This is a genomic window from Nitrospira sp. M1 (assembly GCF_965152605.1).
Window position 1 is genome coordinate 4,104,307 of record NZ_OZ224217.1, and the last position, 17,575, is coordinate 4,121,881.

The 17,575-nt window shown below is 46.8% G+C and carries 21 protein-coding genes and 2 tRNA genes; 16 read left to right on the plus strand and 7 right to left on the minus strand.

The features are described 5' to 3' along the window. Positions 1-50: 50 nt before the first annotated feature. Both ACWHX8_RS18405 and ACWHX8_RS18410 read right to left on the minus strand, forming a co-directional pair. Positions 51-470 (minus strand): hypothetical protein, encoded by a 420-nt coding sequence (locus ACWHX8_RS18405; protein WP_447969593.1) that lies wholly within the window; start codon positions 468-470, stop codon positions 51-53. A 225-nt stretch (positions 471-695) separates the two neighbouring features. Further along, positions 696-1,559: a hypothetical protein gene (locus ACWHX8_RS18410; RefSeq protein ID WP_447969594.1), complete on the minus strand. Its 864-nt coding sequence runs from the start codon at positions 1,557-1,559 to the stop codon at positions 696-698. Between the two features lie 157 nt (positions 1,560-1,716). On the opposite strand from ACWHX8_RS18410, the gene ACWHX8_RS18415 reads away from it, so the two are divergent. From ACWHX8_RS18415 to ACWHX8_RS18475, 13 genes are all read left to right on the plus strand, one after another. After that, positions 1,717-3,789, plus strand: coding sequence for an ATP-dependent helicase (locus ACWHX8_RS18415; protein ID WP_447969595.1), 2,073 nt, complete (start codon positions 1,717-1,719; stop codon positions 3,787-3,789). Between the two features lie 4 nt (positions 3,790-3,793). Further along, on the plus strand, positions 3,794-4,708 hold the full coding sequence (locus ACWHX8_RS18420) for a hypothetical protein (RefSeq protein WP_447969596.1): 915 nt from the start codon (positions 3,794-3,796) through the stop codon (positions 4,706-4,708). A gap of 163 nt (positions 4,709-4,871) precedes the next feature. Continuing rightward, a tRNA-Arg gene (locus tag ACWHX8_RS18425) sits at positions 4,872-4,947 on the plus strand. 276 nt (positions 4,948-5,223) lie between these two features. Then, positions 5,224-5,299: transfer RNA gene (locus ACWHX8_RS18430), tRNA-Lys, on the plus strand. Positions 5,300-5,509: 210 nt separating this feature from the next. Next, a complete protein-coding gene (locus tag ACWHX8_RS18435; RefSeq protein ID WP_447969597.1) occupies positions 5,510-5,797 on the plus strand; it encodes a hypothetical protein in 288 nt (95 codons plus the stop codon). A 67-nt stretch (positions 5,798-5,864) separates the two neighbouring features. After that, positions 5,865-6,137, plus strand: a complete 273-nt coding sequence (locus ACWHX8_RS18440; RefSeq protein ID WP_447969598.1) for a UPF0175 family protein — start codon at positions 5,865-5,867, stop codon at positions 6,135-6,137. Positions 6,138-6,530: 393 nt separating this feature from the next. Beyond that, positions 6,531-6,821 (plus strand): type II toxin-antitoxin system RelE/ParE family toxin, encoded by a 291-nt coding sequence (locus tag ACWHX8_RS18445; protein WP_447969599.1) that lies wholly within the window; start codon positions 6,531-6,533, stop codon positions 6,819-6,821. 24 nt (positions 6,822-6,845) lie between these two features. Then, entirely contained in the window at positions 6,846-7,112 is a 267-nt protein-coding gene (locus ACWHX8_RS18450; protein ID WP_447969600.1) for a HigA family addiction module antitoxin, read from the plus strand. Positions 7,113-7,579: 467 nt separating this feature from the next. Next, complete coding sequence (locus tag ACWHX8_RS18455; protein WP_447969601.1) at positions 7,580-7,747, plus strand: hypothetical protein; 168 nt, start codon at positions 7,580-7,582, stop codon at positions 7,745-7,747. Positions 7,748-8,500: 753 nt separating this feature from the next. Then, complete coding sequence (locus ACWHX8_RS18460; RefSeq protein WP_447969602.1) at positions 8,501-9,547, plus strand: PIN domain-containing protein; 1,047 nt, start codon at positions 8,501-8,503, stop codon at positions 9,545-9,547. Between the two features lie 45 nt (positions 9,548-9,592). Continuing rightward, positions 9,593-10,012, plus strand: a complete 420-nt coding sequence (locus ACWHX8_RS18465; RefSeq protein WP_447969603.1) for a hypothetical protein — start codon at positions 9,593-9,595, stop codon at positions 10,010-10,012. Positions 10,013-10,255: 243 nt separating this feature from the next. Continuing rightward, on the plus strand, positions 10,256-10,519 hold the full coding sequence (locus ACWHX8_RS18470) for an AbrB/MazE/SpoVT family DNA-binding domain-containing protein (protein ID WP_447969604.1): 264 nt from the start codon (positions 10,256-10,258) through the stop codon (positions 10,517-10,519). Continuing rightward, positions 10,488-10,904: a PIN domain-containing protein gene (locus ACWHX8_RS18475; protein ID WP_447969605.1), complete on the plus strand. Its 417-nt coding sequence runs from the start codon at positions 10,488-10,490 to the stop codon at positions 10,902-10,904. Before ACWHX8_RS18470 ends, ACWHX8_RS18475 begins: the two co-directional genes overlap by 32 nt. 148 nt (positions 10,905-11,052) lie before the next feature. On the opposite strand, the gene ACWHX8_RS18480 is transcribed toward ACWHX8_RS18475, so the two are convergent. Beyond that, positions 11,053-11,442 carry an STAS-like domain-containing protein gene (locus ACWHX8_RS18480; protein ID WP_447969606.1) on the minus strand — a complete coding sequence of 130 codons (390 nt, stop codon included), beginning with the start codon at positions 11,440-11,442 and terminating at the stop codon, positions 11,053-11,055. A gap of 41 nt (positions 11,443-11,483) precedes the next feature. On the opposite strand from ACWHX8_RS18480, the gene ACWHX8_RS18485 reads away from it, so the two are divergent. Continuing rightward, positions 11,484-11,648 carry a hypothetical protein gene (locus ACWHX8_RS18485; RefSeq protein WP_447969607.1) on the plus strand — a complete coding sequence of 55 codons (165 nt, stop codon included), beginning with the start codon at positions 11,484-11,486 and terminating at the stop codon, positions 11,646-11,648. 105 nt (positions 11,649-11,753) lie between these two features. Here ACWHX8_RS18485 and ACWHX8_RS18490 read toward each other — a convergent pair whose 3' ends face one another. From ACWHX8_RS18490 to ACWHX8_RS18505, 4 genes are all read right to left on the minus strand, one after another. Then, on the minus strand, positions 11,754-12,227 hold the full coding sequence (locus tag ACWHX8_RS18490) for a HEAT repeat domain-containing protein (protein ID WP_447969608.1): 474 nt from the start codon (positions 12,225-12,227) through the stop codon (positions 11,754-11,756). Between the two features lie 28 nt (positions 12,228-12,255). Further along, positions 12,256-12,798 (minus strand): hypothetical protein, encoded by a 543-nt coding sequence (locus ACWHX8_RS18495; protein ID WP_447969609.1) that lies wholly within the window; start codon positions 12,796-12,798, stop codon positions 12,256-12,258. Between the two features lie 63 nt (positions 12,799-12,861). Next, a complete protein-coding gene (locus ACWHX8_RS18500; RefSeq protein ID WP_447969610.1) occupies positions 12,862-13,134 on the minus strand; it encodes a hypothetical protein in 273 nt (90 codons plus the stop codon). 91 nt (positions 13,135-13,225) lie between these two features. After that, complete coding sequence (locus ACWHX8_RS18505) at positions 13,226-13,648, minus strand: SCP2 sterol-binding domain-containing protein (RefSeq protein ID WP_447969611.1); 423 nt, start codon at positions 13,646-13,648, stop codon at positions 13,226-13,228. 573 nt (positions 13,649-14,221) lie between these two features. Here ACWHX8_RS18505 and ACWHX8_RS18510 point away from each other — a divergent pair. Further along, on the plus strand, positions 14,222-15,049 hold the full coding sequence (locus tag ACWHX8_RS18510; protein ID WP_447969612.1) for an SPFH domain-containing protein: 828 nt from the start codon (positions 14,222-14,224) through the stop codon (positions 15,047-15,049). A gap of 830 nt (positions 15,050-15,879) precedes the next feature. Beyond that, positions 15,880-17,574 (plus strand): NADH-quinone oxidoreductase subunit 5 family protein, encoded by a 1,695-nt coding sequence (locus ACWHX8_RS18515; RefSeq protein WP_447969613.1) that lies wholly within the window; start codon positions 15,880-15,882, stop codon positions 17,572-17,574. Position 17,575: the final 1 nt, after the last annotated feature.

Below are 17,575 nucleotides of genomic sequence, written 5' to 3' on the forward strand. Positions count from 1 at the left end.
AAGAAACAAGAAGAGTCGCTAGAGACCGTCCTTTCATTTTCCCTGGGAAACTACGGAAGTAACTCGTCCAGCTTGGCCTGAACCAGGTCAAGCGTTTCTCGTGAGACCCCTTCCCCTTTCGTGAGCCGTTGTTGCGCTTCAAGGATTTCGAACATAAGCTCTTCGACTCGTTTCCCCACATGCCCATTCCTCTCAACGGCCTTTGCATTACCTAAATGCTCAAATGCCTGCCCTAATTCCTCAGCTGCACTTTTATATTGATGATCCAGTAACTTCGATTTCCCTTCAATGAGTCGTGCCTTTGCCTGCAGAAACTCCCGGCGCAACGAAAGCTTTTGATCTAACCCAATCGTCTGTTCAATCACGTCTCCTGATAACTCACGAATCTTTTGCTTTATCTCATCGGGACGTTGCCCTGCATAGTATCCAAGACTAAAGACGGCAACAAACGCGACCAAGAAGAACAACATCTTCACAAGACACCCCCGCATTACAGGCTATTTGAGAAGCGTAACATCATGACGCACCATGACACCCACGTTTGTCAGGATTATGGAAATTTGAGAGGAACGGCTTTGGGAACGGCCACAGGATGTGTGAATCCACGTCGTAACAGGCTTAACGAGTTGACCAAGAACCTTCTTCTTAGATCACAGTACCAAGGATAGGCGATGCTGACAAATACTTTTGGTGGATTAGGCATTCCCCACGGGTTGATCTCCGCTTGATTGAGCAAGCGATGCCACCACCGCGAAACGTTCACCAATGATGCGAGTCACACGATTCATATGCTGAGTTAACTCTTTGGCTTCCTGTGGTTGAAGGTCACGCTGGAACTGTGGATGAATGCCCCACCATGAATCAATCTCTTCTCCAGAAATTTTTGACATCACACGAACGAGGGTAATGGCCTGAGCCTTACCTGAGTCATCCTGTGAGGTCGCCGCAGATACATCGGAAGGCTTACCGACTTCCTGTTCTACAGACTCTGCGCCCTTGGACTGAGATGATAACGCTGTTGCATCCTCAAACAGTTTGTTCAAAGCTGGGACAACGGAACTTGCACACAAAATAGCAGCAGATGTCAGCTCCTTACTCCCCGATGCCTCCATTTTACCAGCGACTCGTACAGCAAACGCTTGAAAAAAATCATCGCGATCCTTACTTTCTTCAGTCACCACAAATTTATAACGCTCATAAATCTGCCGGCTTTCGGATACCGTCTTGCCAATCGCTAAGGTCACCTCCATGTCATCGATTTCAGCGGCACTCATGGTCGGGGCTAAATTTGTGCGTAACTGCACGCTTACGGAATCTTCAAGGCTATTCATAAACTCTTTTTGATCTTGAATCGGAATATGGAACGCAGATAAACGATCAATAAGATTAAACTGTACGCGGAGGAACTCTAAATAGACTTCCCACTCTTGCGTACGATTGAGTTTCACCGAATGCTTCTGGTCGCTTCGTTTCATCAACGCCACGGATTCTCTGGCAACACCGAGCATCGTATCTGCAAGATCTTTCAAGATCGACCCATAGGTTTCTGGCAATTTCATAACGCCGCCTTACATGAGGGATAATAAAGGAAAAGTATACCGCATACTTTCCAGACCTGTCCAAGGTCGCGGAAGATTGAGCCCTCGTACGTTGCAACCCCGGAACCCGTGTGCTAGAAAAACGTATCTCGTCTGGGGAAAACGTGAAGCGTCATTCGTGAAGCGTGAAGTGCAAGACGGGAAACGAAAGACGAACGACGATTCACGAGCCATTATGGATTCTCTCCAACCTGACCCCAAAATCTACGTATTAAAACGACCTGCGGCCGAACAAACGACACCGACACTCTCCCTCAACTATGCGGAAGAGTTAAATCCTCAACAATTAGCAGCCGTCGAAGCGGTCAATGGCCCCGCGCTAGTCATCGCTGGAGCGGGCAGTGGCAAAACACGAACGCTCGTCTATCGGGTTGCTCGCCTTATTGATTTAGGGATTCCTCCCGCGTCCATCCTCCTGCTCACCTTCACGCGTAAGTCGGCACAAGAAATGCTCGACCGCGTAGGGTATCTCATTGGAAGCCGAAGCGAACAGGTCGCTGGAGGCACCTTCCACTCTGTCGCCAATATCCTCTTGCGGCGCCATGGTCGTTCCGTTGGCCTAGAGCCTGGGTTTACGATTCTCGACCGTGGAGACTCCGAAGATCTGATTAATCTCTTACGCAACCAAATGGGCCTGAATGATGTCGGGAAACGGTTTCCCCGAAAACGCACCATTGCCGATATTTACAGCAAAAGTGCCAATACCTTACAAAGCCCAGAAGATATTCTCTTGAATGACTATGCCCATTTTGGTGAATTTTTAGAGGAACTCACCAAACTCCAGCAGGCCTATGAAACCACCAAACGTCAGCGTCAACTGGTGGATTATGATGATTTACTCGTCAAACTTCGTGAACTGCTTCATACTGATGAAACCGCTCGTCACAATATCTCTCAAATCTTTCGATATATCTTAGTCGACGAATATCAAGACACCAACCGGCTACAAGCCGATGTGGTGCGAAAGCTCGCTGCCACCCACGACAATGTGATGGTGGTCGGCGACGACTCGCAGTCGATCTATGCCTTTCGAGGGGCTACATTCCGAAATATTATGGAATTCCCCACATTGTTTCCCGATACCACAATCTACAAACTCGAAGAAAACTACCGCAGCACACAACCCGTGCTACAACTTGCCAACCGCCTTATTGAACAGGCGCCAGAAAAGTATACGAAAGAACTGTTCACCAAAAAACTGGAAGGACCGCTCCCCGTTCTGGTGCAAGCCACTGGAGAAAATGCGCAATCGCGATTTATCGCCCAAAAGATTTTAGAACTTCGAGAAGAAGGGGTCGCGCTTGATGAGATAGCCGTCCTGTTCCGATCCAGCTTTAATGCTTTCGATCTTGAGCTGGAACTTACCCGCTGCAATCTTCCATTTGTGAAGCGAGGGGGATTCAAGTTCATTGAAACCGCCCATGTCAAAGACCTCTTAGCTCACCTTCGGGTCATACATAATCCACTCGACACCGTCAGCTGGAATCGCATCCTTCTCTTAATTGAAGGTGTCGGCCCGAAAAAAGCCAAAGATGTCCTCGCGGCACTCGTCAATACTGCACAACCCTACGATATACTGAAAAACGGAACAGGACGATCAGCCCACGGCCTTCGGCACTTGGCAACACTGCTCGAAGGCATCGCGGAACACGACACCCTGACTCCAGCCGAACTCATCAGCGAAACTATGGAATACTATCTGCCCATCCTCAAAGATCAATATGATGACTACCCCAAACGCATTCGCGACTTAGAACATTTAAGCGTCATGGCCGAACGATATCACCAATTGAGCGATTTCCTAGCTGACCTTACGCTCGAACCACCAAACGAAAGCATCATTGACATTGAGGCTCCGGACCGCGACAACGAACGTCTCGTTCTTTCAACCATCCACTCAGCCAAAGGCCTGGAATGGCGCTGCGTGTTTGTCATGTGGTTGGTTGATGGACGGTTTCCTTCTGCATATTCATTCGCTGAGGATGATGAACTCGAAGAAGAACGGCGGCTCCTTTATGTCGCGATTACTCGCGCCAAACAAGAATTGTTTCTCACCTATCCCATCAATGTCTATGACAAAATGACCGGATCGGTCTTGTCAAAACCTTCACGATTTCTCGATGATATCCCCTCATCGTTTTTGGAAACCTGGAATCTCATCGAAGAAGATCAAACATATCATTGGAGTTAACAAGATGACGTGGAGCCGACCCAAAGCAGCAACCACCTTCCTCACACTAACGATAAGCCTCCTCATAACGTTTGCGTCTCAGCCAATATGGGCCGCCGAAGGTCAGGTACCACCAACACCAGCCCAACACCCATGGCCGGCACTGATCGAGCAAGCCGAGGCCCATGGCTTGCCAACGGAATTCCTTAAAGAAATCGACCCGACATTTGTCACCGTGGTCTTTGAAGACCTCCGCACCTATGCTGCGGAATATCATCCCGAAGACCATCGAATGATCCTCAATATGCGTCTTTCGTTCAACAAAGCCGGCGGAGTCTTAGCCGAACTGAATCGCATGACCCACCACGATCTCGGCCTGCTCTATCATGAATTATTTCATGCCTATCTAGACTTTCTCTTTTCTGCATCTGATCCCAAGACACTTAGCCCAACGGGGCAAGCTATGCTCAAATTAGCGAATGACCAGTTACGCTGCCACTATCGCTTTGTCCGGATCAACCCCATTCGCCAACGAAAAGCCGCCACCGAATTACGGTTTCTCTCCAAAGAAGACGCCTGGGAAGTCCTCAATGAAACGTGGGCCGTCTTTGTCGGGTGGGCCATATGGAGCAAACTGGAAATTCACAAAGGTGATATGACCAACGCAACATGGAACCCTGAGGCGGTAAACGAATGGACTCAACGACTCACCCAAGCTTCGCAAAGCGGAGAACTTTTAGGCTATTACGAACCAGACGACCCAGAAGAACGACGTGTGGCTCGTAAACGATTCATTGCCCCATCGAATGGCATGACCGCACAAGACGTCGAACGAATCCTGACGGATATTCTCAAATTGCCGTCAGCAGTTGTCCAAGCCTCGACCACCGTCACGGAAAAAGCCCAGGCAACGAGCGAACCACCACCATCTTGTGAGTAAAGCGAAACCCAATAATACCATGCAAAACAATACTGTCCGGCACAGCGCAGATAATACGAGGAAGTTCAAAGACTACTGGTACGGCTTTACCCCACCTTCCGTACTAGCTAGACTTCGATATTTAATCCATGCTAGCTTCAATTTTTGCTTGTTAAAGGATTTTGCGCCTGTAGCTCAGTGGATAGAGCACTGGCCTCCGGAGCCAGGTGCCGCAGGTTCAAATCCTGCCAGGCGCACCATGAAAAACATGAAACCTTGCTCGCATCTCGTAAAAACTCTCTTTGCTTTTCACGAAATACGAGATACGCTTGCGCGCCGGAGCGCTACAGCGCACAGGCACAAACAACAAGATTTTAGCTTGTGATTTTTTAATATGCTTCTAATCTGGAGGATGTTCAAAAAATCCACTCAGCAAGGCCGCAGGCAGCGAGAGCTTCGAGGCGTACTTTCCAGTACGTCGAGAAGAACGAGCAACGAGAACGCAGCTGATGGGTTTTTTCAACATCCTCTCCGGTGGGTCGTTAGCTCAGCTGGTAGAGCAGCTGACTCTTAATCAGCGGGCCACAGGTTCGATCCCTGTACGACCCACCAATTTTTTCAACGTAAGCGTAAGACACTGCCTGAGCATATAAAAACTTAAGGTATGGCTGTCATATCGAAACACGCTGAAGAACTCCTCCACGACTCCATCCTCACTGAAATTGTGCAACGATTAACAAATGCATTTCACCCGGAAAGCATCTACCTGTTTGGCTCCGTTGCACGTGGAGCGGCAAGTACGACAGCGACTATGACCTGCTTATGGTGCTCCAGGATTCTGCACTGCCTAGATATCGGCGCGATCAAGAAGCCTTCAGAGTCCTTACAGGATTAGGGGCCTCTAAAGATATTTTGGTTTTGACGAGAAAAGAGTTCGAAAGTCAACGAAAAGCACCTTCTTCCCTCCCAGCCACTGTCGAGCGGGAAGGGATTCTCCTCTATGCAGCCGAAGATAATGCCATGGCAAAAACAGAAGTATTTATTGCAGAGAATTTGAAGTGGGCGCACCCCCAACCAGAAATGAAACTGAAACGCCTGCTTTCAAGCTAAATTACAACTAGACCTGCTGGTTCTTTACTAAATATACTGATAAAATGCACTTAAAGGTTGAATACATATGAAGTCACTGCACGTTGAAATCCCTCCAGAATTAAGAGCTTGCTTAGGCTCAGAAGAAGAAGCCAAGCATGAGGTTCGTCAGGCACTGGTCATGGACTTGCTACACCAAGGTAAAATAAGCCGCGCAAAAGCTGCAGAACTCTTGCATGTGCCACGAGAAGAGTTCCCTAATCTTCTTAGCCAATATCGAATACCCTGGTTCGATACAACGCTTAAAGATCTAGAAGAAGATGAAAAGACACTAGGGACTCAAGAAAAACCTCCTCAGTGATTCTGGTTCTTGATTCCAGCCCCCTCATCACACTCGCACGCATAAACCAACTTCCACTTCTTCAAAATCTAACCAAGCAGACAATAATTCCGTCCGAGGTTTATCAAGAAATCGTGACTTCAGGAAAGAATAAATCTGGGGCATTATAGCGAATCCAAATAAATTCCAGCTGAGGTCGATCAACTAACCCCGCGTGATTACTCACTTCAAGCATGTGGAAGTTATTTGAAACGGCTATAACTATTCAAAAGGCAGATTGGCTCACCGAGAAAACAGCGACAGATAGATTAATAATTGACCGATTGGCACAACGTCTAGGGAGGGGAGAAACAAAGGCCATTTCATGTTGTTAGAGTCCTTGAAATTGTTATCATGTTCCGATAACATATAACAATGATTGTGCGGTTCGGGAATCAGCTTGCTGAAGATTTATTCGACGATGTCCATTCCTCCAAAACGCGGCGATTCCCTCAAGAATTGCGACGCGCTGCACGAAGGAAATTATTGTACCTACATGAAGCAGCCGAGTTGAAAGATCTGCGTGTTCCTCCTGGTAACAGGCTAGAAGCACTCAAGGGAACTTCGAAAGGACTGTATTCTATTCGAATTAATGATCAATGGCGTGTGGTATTTCAGTGGGAGGGAGGAAATGCAAGTCATGTACAGATTGTGGATTATCACTGAATACTAAGTGAACGGAGGAAACGTATGAAGCAACCTCAAAATCCATTTCATCCTGGAGAAATGCTGCTAGAAGAATTTCTTGAGCCTGCTGGGATGAATCAATCCCAATTTGCTCAGAAGCTAGGATGGACCCGCACCCGACTCAACGAACTCATTAAGGGCAAAAGAGGGATTACCGCCGATTCGGCGTTAGATCTTGCGAAAGTATTGGGGACCTCCGCAAAGCTGTGGATGAACCTCCAGGTCACATACGACCTTGCCCAAGCCGCAAAGCGCCGCAAAACAGCATAGTGAGTTGACTCAACATCAAATCGAGTTTGACGTTTCCCCGCATCCTCAACAGGCCTTTTCCGACCATTCGAGACTTCGTAAACGATAAGAACAATCGCTTCATTTAACTCTGACACGGTTCATTCCATATCAGCGGCCTTATATTCCATAAATCTTGATGGATTTACTTGACATCGTAAATAATTCTGCAAAAATTCTTATCCATATCTACTGTAGTTGGGGTTATCCAAGTGTTTGAACGAGAACGATGTACAATTAAGAAAAGACCAACAATTCCAACAAATAAATGGCTAGACATTATAAAACTAGATCTGACCCCAAAACCTTTGATGAAATCTTATCGCGTCTACCTGAAAGTGTTCGACCCTAGCAACAAACCTAATCGCCAACCTATAACTCCCATATTGCTGAACCCTCAAGCAGGATCATCAGCGCTCGAGTAGTGACCAGACGAGAAAGAGAGTGTTATGAACAAGGGATCTGAAGAACAAGAAATGAGAGAGGAATATGACTTTTCTCAATTAAAGGGTGTTGTCAGAGGAAAGTACTACTCCAGGGCGAAAGCGGGCACGAACCTCGTACTTATCGATCCCAATCCTGCAAAGGTTTTTCCCAACAGCGAATTTGAAAAATGAATACGTCCCCTTGTCCTCTTTATTATTCATGGATGGTATTTCAAAGAAGCTCTTTATGCGAGATACGAGCGACGAATAACGAGATACGAATCTTAAATCAGCGGGCCACAGGTTCGATCCCTGTACGATCCACCAATTTTATCGATGACTTACGTTTGTTTGACCTAATCCATTTTTATTGAGGCGGGCGAATCTGGGTTAGATCTTGCGAAAGAATTGGGGACCTCCGCGAAGCTGTGGATGAACCTCCAGGTCACATACGACCTTGCCAAGCCGTAAAGCGCCGCAAAACAGCGTAGTGAGTTGACTCAACATCAAATCGATGTTTGACGTTTCCCCGCATCCTCAACAGGCCTTTTCCGACCATTCGAGACTTCGTAAACGATAAGAACAATCGCTTCATTTAACTCTGACACGGTTCATTCCATATCAGCGGCCTTACATTCCATAAATCTTGATGGATTTACTTGACATCGTAAATAATTCTGCAAAAATTCTTATCCATATCTACTGTAGTTGGGTTTATCCAAGTTGTCTGGACTAGAACGATGTACAATTGAGAAAAGACCAACAATTCCAACAAATCAATGGTTGAACATTATAAAACTAGATCTGCTCCCAAGACTATAAAAACGATAAAACTGGGCTTGACGCTACATTAAGCGTAAAAGCAATCCACCCCTACTATTTTGAAATGATTATTAATTTACAAAATGCCAATACTAAACTTTGGACACTAGCTGGAGAATTAAATTGAGCACTCTCATTTTCGTAGATACAAATGTATACCTTGATTTCTATCGAGTCCCTGGTGGAGAAAAAGATCTTTCCATACTCACTAAATTGGAATCTCATATTGATATACTTGTCACGACACATCAAGTTGAAATGGAATTCAAGAAAAATCGGCAGAAGGTCATACTTGAGGCTCATCGAGATCTAAAAGCAAAAATACAGAATCAGCAATTTCCAGCTTTTCTAAGTTCGTCTAAACAGGCAGCTGCACTTCGCAAGAATGAACAAAGCATACAGCGCCTCGCTCAAGACCTGCAGAAACGTGTGGGAAAGGTTCTTACAACTCCCACTCTGTCTGATCCAGTTTATAAATGTACACAACGTATTTTTAAAGCTGATTCCGACTATAACCTTAGGAGAGAAAACAAAGTCAGATTTACAATTAGAAGACTAGCTCGAAAACGATTCCTTTTAGGTTATCCACCAAGAAAAGGTTCAGATCTATCTATAGGGGATGCAGTAAATTGGGAATGGGTAATATCTTGTGCAAATGCAAAAAAGTACTGTAGCAATATCGTTATCGTCACCCGTGACAAAGATTTTGGTGAGGAATTTAACGGTAAACCGATAATCAATGATTGGCTTAGACAGGAATTCAAGGAACGAGTCAGCAAGAAACGCAATATCGAAGTTACCAATAGATTATCCGAAGCAATGAAAAAAGCCAATATCAAGGTAACGCCAGCTGAGAAAATCCAAGAAGAAAAACTGATCAGAGAACGAACTTTAGAACAATTTGAAGGTCGAGGGAGGTTCTATAAGAGCTTCGAAAGTTTGTCGTCTGAAGAGGAATTGGTTTTGGGTCATCTTTATTATGAACAAAAACAATCCATGCCGGAACTTGTTAAAAATACTGCATTACCTAAAAAAACAGTTGAAAAGGTTGTTGAAAATCTCTCACATATCATTGAAAAGGATACAAATGACCGTTTGGCAGCACGTGTCATTGACATGGGCAAGGCAAGAGATTTAGTTGTGCCTGCATCTAAACAAAGAAATGAATAAGATTATTAGTATTTAAGAGGGCAACCCCCTATTAAAACGAAATTCATGTGGTCCAGTTATCCAGCCTATATCGGTCAACACCCTCATCCCTCATGGCTCACCTGCGAGTATATTTTGAGGGCATTTGCCACGCGTCGACGGGTTGAAACGTACAAGGCGTATGTGGCTGAAGGGATCGATGAAGAAATACGAACATTTTATGCGAAAAAGAAACAGCCACCAATTCTTGGGAGCGATGCGTTTAAGCAAACCCTTAAGCTACGGAATAAAGATATTGATGTGCCAGGCCTGCGTGAGGCGCGAGTCAGGCCAACGGTTAATCGAATCGTCGAGGTAAGTCTGTCGACGCCTGGATGTCAAGCCAAAGAGCGTCTGGGCCTTGAAAAGAGGGCGAACGTCGTGCAACCCAGGCAGAGGCATGACGATGTACATTTATCAACAAGAAGCGGACATGAAATTAAGTGAGATCGCACGGAAGTTTGGGTTAAAACACTACGCGAGCGCGAGCGCCAGTATCCGCCAGTTTGAAGCACGACTAGCCCGGAACCAGGAGTCACAAAAGTGCGTCAACCTTATAAAACTTGACTTAACCCTTTGACTGAGTCCGTGCAAACAGTTTTTAAGGCTTTTCAAGCTTCGAATGACTTGACACGTTTCAAGATGATCCTTACTATAATTTATAGTAAAGATTTATTATGAGGTAAAGATATGGCAGCAACCCTCTCATCCAAGGGACAAATCACAATCCCCAAACAGATACGAGAAAAACTGAAAATTAAAGAAGGCGACGCGGTCGATTTCATTGTCGAAAAAGACGACGTAAAGCTGAAAGGAATCCCCAAGGGACAAGCCAAAGCCCTGGCCGGATCATTACGACACTTTGCCAAAGAAAAGCATTTGAACAAAAACATTCGAGAGATAACCAAAAGGAAGGTAGCCGTTGCCACAGCCCAAGAAACCACATCTCATTGATACGAATGTTCTCCTTCGATACTTAATTGGCGATGATCCACATCACGCCGAAAAAGCCACAGCCCTTATGGAGCGTGTTGAAGCAGGAACAGAAGATATCGAGATTGCCCCAATGATCGTGGCTGAGATGATATGGACTCTTGAGAAATTTTACGAGGTACCTCGAAATGAAATTGCCCAAAAACTCATGGCCATTTTCGGGTTCAAGGGCGTAAAAGGACCAGAAAAGACTATCATCCTGATCGCACTACGCTCGTTTGCATCCACGAAAATCGATTTCGTCGACTGCTATCTGGCATCCAGAGCGAAAGAACAAAACTCTCTCGTGTACACCTTCGACAAGAAGGACTTCAGTCGGCTCAACACACGTTGGGAATCCCCTTAGACAGACCGTCGAAAGAGGAAGTACGCATGCCTACGTGATAAGCGCCCAACACATTCAATGGCTTGAGCAAAGACAAAGCTCAGGAAAACTACAGAAAACTTTATATGATAAAACAAGCACCGTGACTCCCATTTGGGGTAAGCCGCTTCTAACTATTTCTACGTCGCTGCATAATAACGACATCTGCCATATTCCGAATGGTTTGTGTCATGTTAACGATAGAGATAAATTGTCGAAATTTTTCATCGCCAAGTGTGAGCACGAGGCGTCCCAGTAGTTCGTCAAGAAAACTGCTTGACGTCGAGGCAATCCCCTCAAAATTCAAAATCAAAGGTTCCCCTGAGTTTTGAATGAGAGATTCCAACTTTCTACGAAATGGTCTCGCTGGCTCACGACCTCCCGTATGGACACATTCCTGCCTTACTTTAAATCCCCCCTCAGCATCAGCTCTCTGAAGTTCTGCGTCAATGAAAGACCAACCAGGTCGGGCTATAAAAATATCACCTAAATCGATCGGGCGACACGTACTTAGGGTCAAATCTAGTTTTATCGTATTGGGAAAAGGTATACTGACGCGTTATGGCTAGACCGTTTCGCATTGAATTTAAGGGGGCGTGGTATCACGTGATGAACCGTGGGGCCAGCCGCCGAAAAGTATTCACCGCTGATGAGCAATGCCAGTACTTTCTGGCCTTGTTGGCTGATACCTCCGACCGCTTCAACGCCGAATGGCATGCCAATTGACTCAAAGTACGCTTAGCCAAAGACCGGCAACTGCAAAAACTTCTGAAATAAATAATGCTTGACTTTAACCTTTCGTCAGTAACCTTCAGAGTGCAGCCACAGCGTCTACCGTTGAAGCGCGGTCTTAAGCCGTTTTTGCGCTAACTCCCGAACCCATTGCACCTTGTCCGTTTTCGCAATCATCTGAAGCCTTGCTATTTCCGATCGACCCCCGAGGCGGGTCAATGCCTCTACCACCGTTTTGCGTATGTGCGGTGAGGGATTGTCGGCAAACAGTCTAACCGTTTTGCGCGCTGCCGTGGTTCCTAACCGACTGAGAGCTTCGAGTCCGGTGATACAATGCGACTCTGGAAGCTCCGGAAGCAATGTCACGATATCCTTCACGATGCTAGGATCACCCCATCGACCTAGAGCATATAATGCCCGTTGGCGGTATTCCGGTTTTACGGAAGCATCCAATGCCAGGAGACGTCGAAGTTGTTTAAAGTCTCTAAGGCGTTTTCTCTCAATCATGATATCAAGCTCTTCCATTTCAAATGACTCAAGTGCTTGCTTAAGTTCTGGCGAGAGCGTGTCCATGACCATATGCTGTCCCCTCTGCGTGCGCTTACAAATTCAACGCGATGGATTCAACTGAAAGTAATGCTGGATCGTTTACAATCCTTCGACATTGCTCCTCATTCAAATCAAGCGGCAAGTTTGTCGAAGGCAGACTGCCAGAATGCATCAGATTATCACTATCAGGAATATGAGGATTATCACCCACGACATGCCCAAGTTCATGAGCCCACACAAAATCGAGGGTTGTATCGTGACGGACCCAGAAGCCCCGACGTCCTGGTGGATGTGCCGCACAACCAAGGAGGGAGTCACTCGAACTTGAGGATTGGATATAGTAGCCCACCACATCTGAACCAAGGTCCCGGCCAATGGCAAAGAGTTCGTCCTCTTCGTCACTAACAACATGACCAACTCCCCTGCAATCTTCTTGCGACAGAACCAATAGTTCTGGACGATTCACCACGATCGTGTCAACGATCTCAATCCAGACTTCGCAATCGTTTCCCCAAATCAGATTGGCTGCATCCAGATCTCTGCGGAGGTCTGGGGCTGTGCCGGCCAGTGTGACAATCGCCACGGGTAAAATCATTTGACTATCCCTTCGTCATCTCGACTTGTACACTCGTCCGACGGATAAGGACTCCCGCCCACGTCATCCTAATTGGACGGATGTTACTTCGGCTGAATTCTCAGGGTGGATGATCGTCACGGTCAACCCGTTGGCATGCGCATCACGTAGTTGCGAGATCCACATACTATGGAGCACACGGGTAAACGCGGTCAGCTGTGGAGGAATTCCTGACCCACCGCCAGGGTTAAACCAGAGGAGCAACGTCTCTGTCATTCCTGAAGCATCTCGGATGGTGACTCCCCCTAAACCTTCAGAAACACGAAAACAATCAACGGTTCCAGTGATCATTGCCATCGTCATGACTCCTTGCGTAATACACCATAAACAGAATAGTGTGTCATACCAACGTCGTACCAGCAGCCAGTCTTGCACATGCAGGCAGGCATTATCGATGAAGACGCCTGACCAACACCCGGGCCAGTTGCAGATCTCCTCGCACGCGCATTTTCCCTTGCCCAAACGCTTCCATCGGTGCCATCTTCCCGTTCGCCACTTCCATCCACGTTACCTTATCTGTCAGGATCTCCAATGTCGGGTGCTCTATTTTCGCCTCTGCGACCTGACATCCCTCAGGCGTCATCGTAAGACACCAGTCGCTCATTTTCTTCCCGTCACGAATCCCAAATTGAATCGCACCGGATCGCCGAGCGTTTGACAGTGATCTCGCCATACGCTTGAAACACTCTTGCAGTGTCTTTCGTTTTCTCCCAAATAAGTTAGGAAAAGTCTGCATGAATTCATCGACTACTCCCCCAACATCCGCCTGTCGTATCATGCCTGATTGTCCTTGCTGTTGATAGGAAGCCATGGCAACTCCTTCTCTTTGTAGTAGCCTGCTCGAGACATATTCCCTTTACATGATAGGAATTGTTTTTTCCCTACTCACATTAATTCTCATCCCGCCCGCAGTTGTCATGAATCTGTCAATGTGGATGAGACCTCAACATCCACAAATCCCTCATGGAAATATTCCTGCAAAAGACAAGCCCATCACGTATTGTGTTTGCTTATTTTTTAAATATCCCTGCATTAAGTACATACTGCGTCAATATCGAACAGAGAACATATAAAAACTGCCGCCTTGGAGATAATAGGAAACGTATCGAAACAGATACGACTTCGTATCAGTTTTGATAACCCATACAGTCTCGACAGTCCTGTATTTTGAGAACAGTAGGATCAAGTCTCGTGCCATACAAACACTGTGGGGAGACGGCTGGGACATGGCTAGACCGTTCCGCATATAATTCAAGAGAGTCTAATGCCATGTGCCGACACGCTGGCCCAATCGTCGAACTGTGTTCACGAATAATGCACGTGAAAAGAGAATTACAAACGGCTGTCACTCATACATCACCCTTTCATATGGAAGGAGGAGAAAATGATCAAGACAACGTTACTTATAGGAAGATTGATGATGGGGTTTGGACTCATGAGCATGGGATGCGTTGCAATCGACGCGGGGCATGAAGGGGTATTAGTTGAACAACCGTTCTTCTTCGGCCATGGCGGTGTCGATCCTGTTCCAAGCAAGACTGGTCGAGTGATCGCCGCACCGACGACGAAAGTCATCCCCGTCGACATTCGCCCGATTCAATACTCGGAACATTTCGATATCATTTCAGCCGAAAACGCTCCGGTATCATTCGATGCCTTTCTGATCGCCAATGTCATCGAAGGGCGGTCGCCGGAACTGATTTCCAAGTATGGACCCGATTGGTATCAACACAATGTCAAAGAAGCCTTTAGGACCTTTGTACGAGAAGAAGTGCAAAAATACCCCCTTTTTCAGCTCACAACCGAGCCAACCATACGAGCGAAGTTGCAGGATGCCATTGCACGAGAGGTCCAAACGCAGCTGATTGGGAAGCAGGGCATCCCCGTTCGCTTGAATCGCGTGGTTGTCGGGAGCATCCTTCCTCCACAAGGCGTAGTCGATCAGACGACGCAAACCATCATTCAAGAACAACGCAAGATCACAATGGGGGAATTCCAGAAGGCGGAAAAAGAACGTGAGAAAGCTGAAAGACAACGCGGGATCGCTGACAGAGCCTATCGGGAATCTCTCGGCTTAACGGCCCTAGAATTTGTCGACCTGCGTCGTATCGAAGTGCAGAAGGAAATCGTGCAACATGCACCGTCAGCCTTGACCGTCATCATGGGCCTTGAGCGCGGAGGGATCAACATACCGGCCATTGCAGGACAGTAGCTAGGCAATACAGCGTTGTTAATGGCGTACATGAAGTGGTTGTCATACGCTCCGAAAACACGCTTTGGCGAATCACAATGCACACCATAGAACAATAATTGCCTTACATGTACCTCTGGGAAGCCAGAATGCGACAATCTTATCGGGACCTCCTGTGTCTATATTTCTAGTACTGGAGGGCCAGAATGCTACGCGACCGGAACAAAACATGTCAGGCTAACGTAGGCAAGAAGACCTATCTACATAAGGTCATAAGGAATGTATAGTAGAATACACAATCACGTTTGTTCCCGTTGTTTATTCACATTGTGTAACGATCATGTTATCCAACCACCTGCATGTCGTCTTCATTCTTCTTCGTTTGCACATTGATCACATATAGGAGTGTGGTGGATAGGGAGCGTCATTCATCTTTTATGTTTCTTATCATGTCTCCAGCACAAAAGACCCATAGGGACTACAGACCTAGCAAGCGCGTCAGTCCATTATGTCACCCCCAGGTTCAGAGGCTCTCATTGCAATTCCTTGCCGGCCTCATTTTCTAGGTCCAAAAATAAGTTGCGAACCTTACCAACAAGGTTGATACATTAGACCCAAGATTTGTGTGGATACAGTATTGTACAAAATCACGGTCTGTGACCGTCTGGTCGAGGGAGCACATTCAAGCGTCCCTTCTAGCCGTTCACTAACTTTCTGGCCCCTTGATATATGTGCTAGGGCTCAAGTACATCTAGCTTGCTCAACGACCGTGTTCAATGTGCCGATGAACTCACTATGACCTCACAACGACGACAAAACTTTTCATGGGCAGAGTACACGAATAGGATGATATGAGTATCGCAGCTCTCATTCCGTTACTTCCACTACTGGCTAGCCTCATTATGAGCGTCGGCGGCAAACGCCTGACCGCCTACGTGCCGACCATCGGAATTTCGGCTACAAGCGTGGCATGTCTTCTGTCTATTGTCACCTTGTATACCGTAAGCACTGGGGACACCATTCATGTCACCCTATGGCCAATTCAAGACCAAGCTTCTGGCTTGTTTCGTGTTGGGATCTTCGTCGATCGACTGACGGCTGTGATGATGGTGCTCATTACCAGTGTCAGCACTGTGATTCATGTCTATTCTGTTCGATATCTGGATGGCGATTCAGGCTATGTTCGATTCTTTGCCTTACTGGGCCTCATGACCTTTGTCATTCTTGCGCTGGTTTCCAGCCCCAACCTATTAATGCTGTTCGTGTTTTGGCAGCTCTTAAGTTGGACCCTGTATCTGATTCTCGCGTTTAATTATGAGCATATGCCCGCCTACCAGAATGCGTTTAAGACATTGATGGTGCATCGCATCGGAGACGTCGCTTTTCTGTGTGGGATTTTTCTGACGTACAAATATTTCGGTACGCTTGAATTTAACGAACTCTTTGAGCGGGCGGCACAACAATCTCATATGATTTCATTGCTACCAGGAAATCTCTTCGACGTGAATGTCGTCGCTATCATTACGTTGCTGATCTTTGTTGGCGCCATAGCAAAATCTTCCCAATTTCCTCTGCACGTGTGGTTGCCGGATACCATGGATTCTCCCACCCCGGTCTCAGCTCTCATGCATGCAGGGATCATCAACGCAGGAGGATTCCTTCTCAATCGACTGGCACCGCTTTATGCGCTTTCACCCAACACGCTTCATGTTGTATTTGTGATTGGCGCCCTGACCGTAGTCTTGGGAGCCTCGATGATGCTCGTCCAAAATGATATTAAGAAAACGCTCGGGTACTCCACGATGGGCCAGATGGGCTACATGATCATGGAATGTGGGCTTGGGGCCTTTGCCTTGGCTATTTTCCATCTGATTGCGCATGGGCTGTTCAAAGCCTCGCTCTTTCTCAGTGCGGGCAATGTTATTCACGCCGCTCGTCACGAACCGAAGTTTCCTGAATCTTCCAGTCATGCGCCAACGAAACTTCCTGCCCAAGCCACTTGGATCACGGGAATGCTCGTGACGTTGATTATGCCGCTGATTATTGTGATGGTGGCGCATGATCTATTGGAAGTCCCGCTTGAAGATGCTCATGGGGCCGTGATCTTTCTCTTTTTTAGTTGGGTGACCGCCTCGCAAGCGATTTTCAGTTTGTATCGATTGCATGCCGTGGCTTCCTGGAAAGTGGCGAGTGCGATGATTGCCGCATTATTTCTCATCGGATTCACCTACTTGTGGGCAGGGGAAGCGTTTACCCATTTTCTGTACCCCGAACCGGGAGTGGCAAATGGCTTCTTCCTTGCTGCGGCTTTGAATCCAATCGTGTTTGATATGCTCATTGTCGTCTCCACAGTCTTAATTTTCGTTGGGTGGATTTATGCCTACACCGGTGCCAAAGGACAAAAGATTTTCAATGCAGAGAAGGGGCAAGCCATACTGCAAAAATTGTATGTGTTGTTGATTAACCGGCTGTATGTGGATTTCATCTACAAGAGGTGGGGAAACACGCTCTTTCAATGGGCTCAAAAAATCGCCCACCGGTATTAAA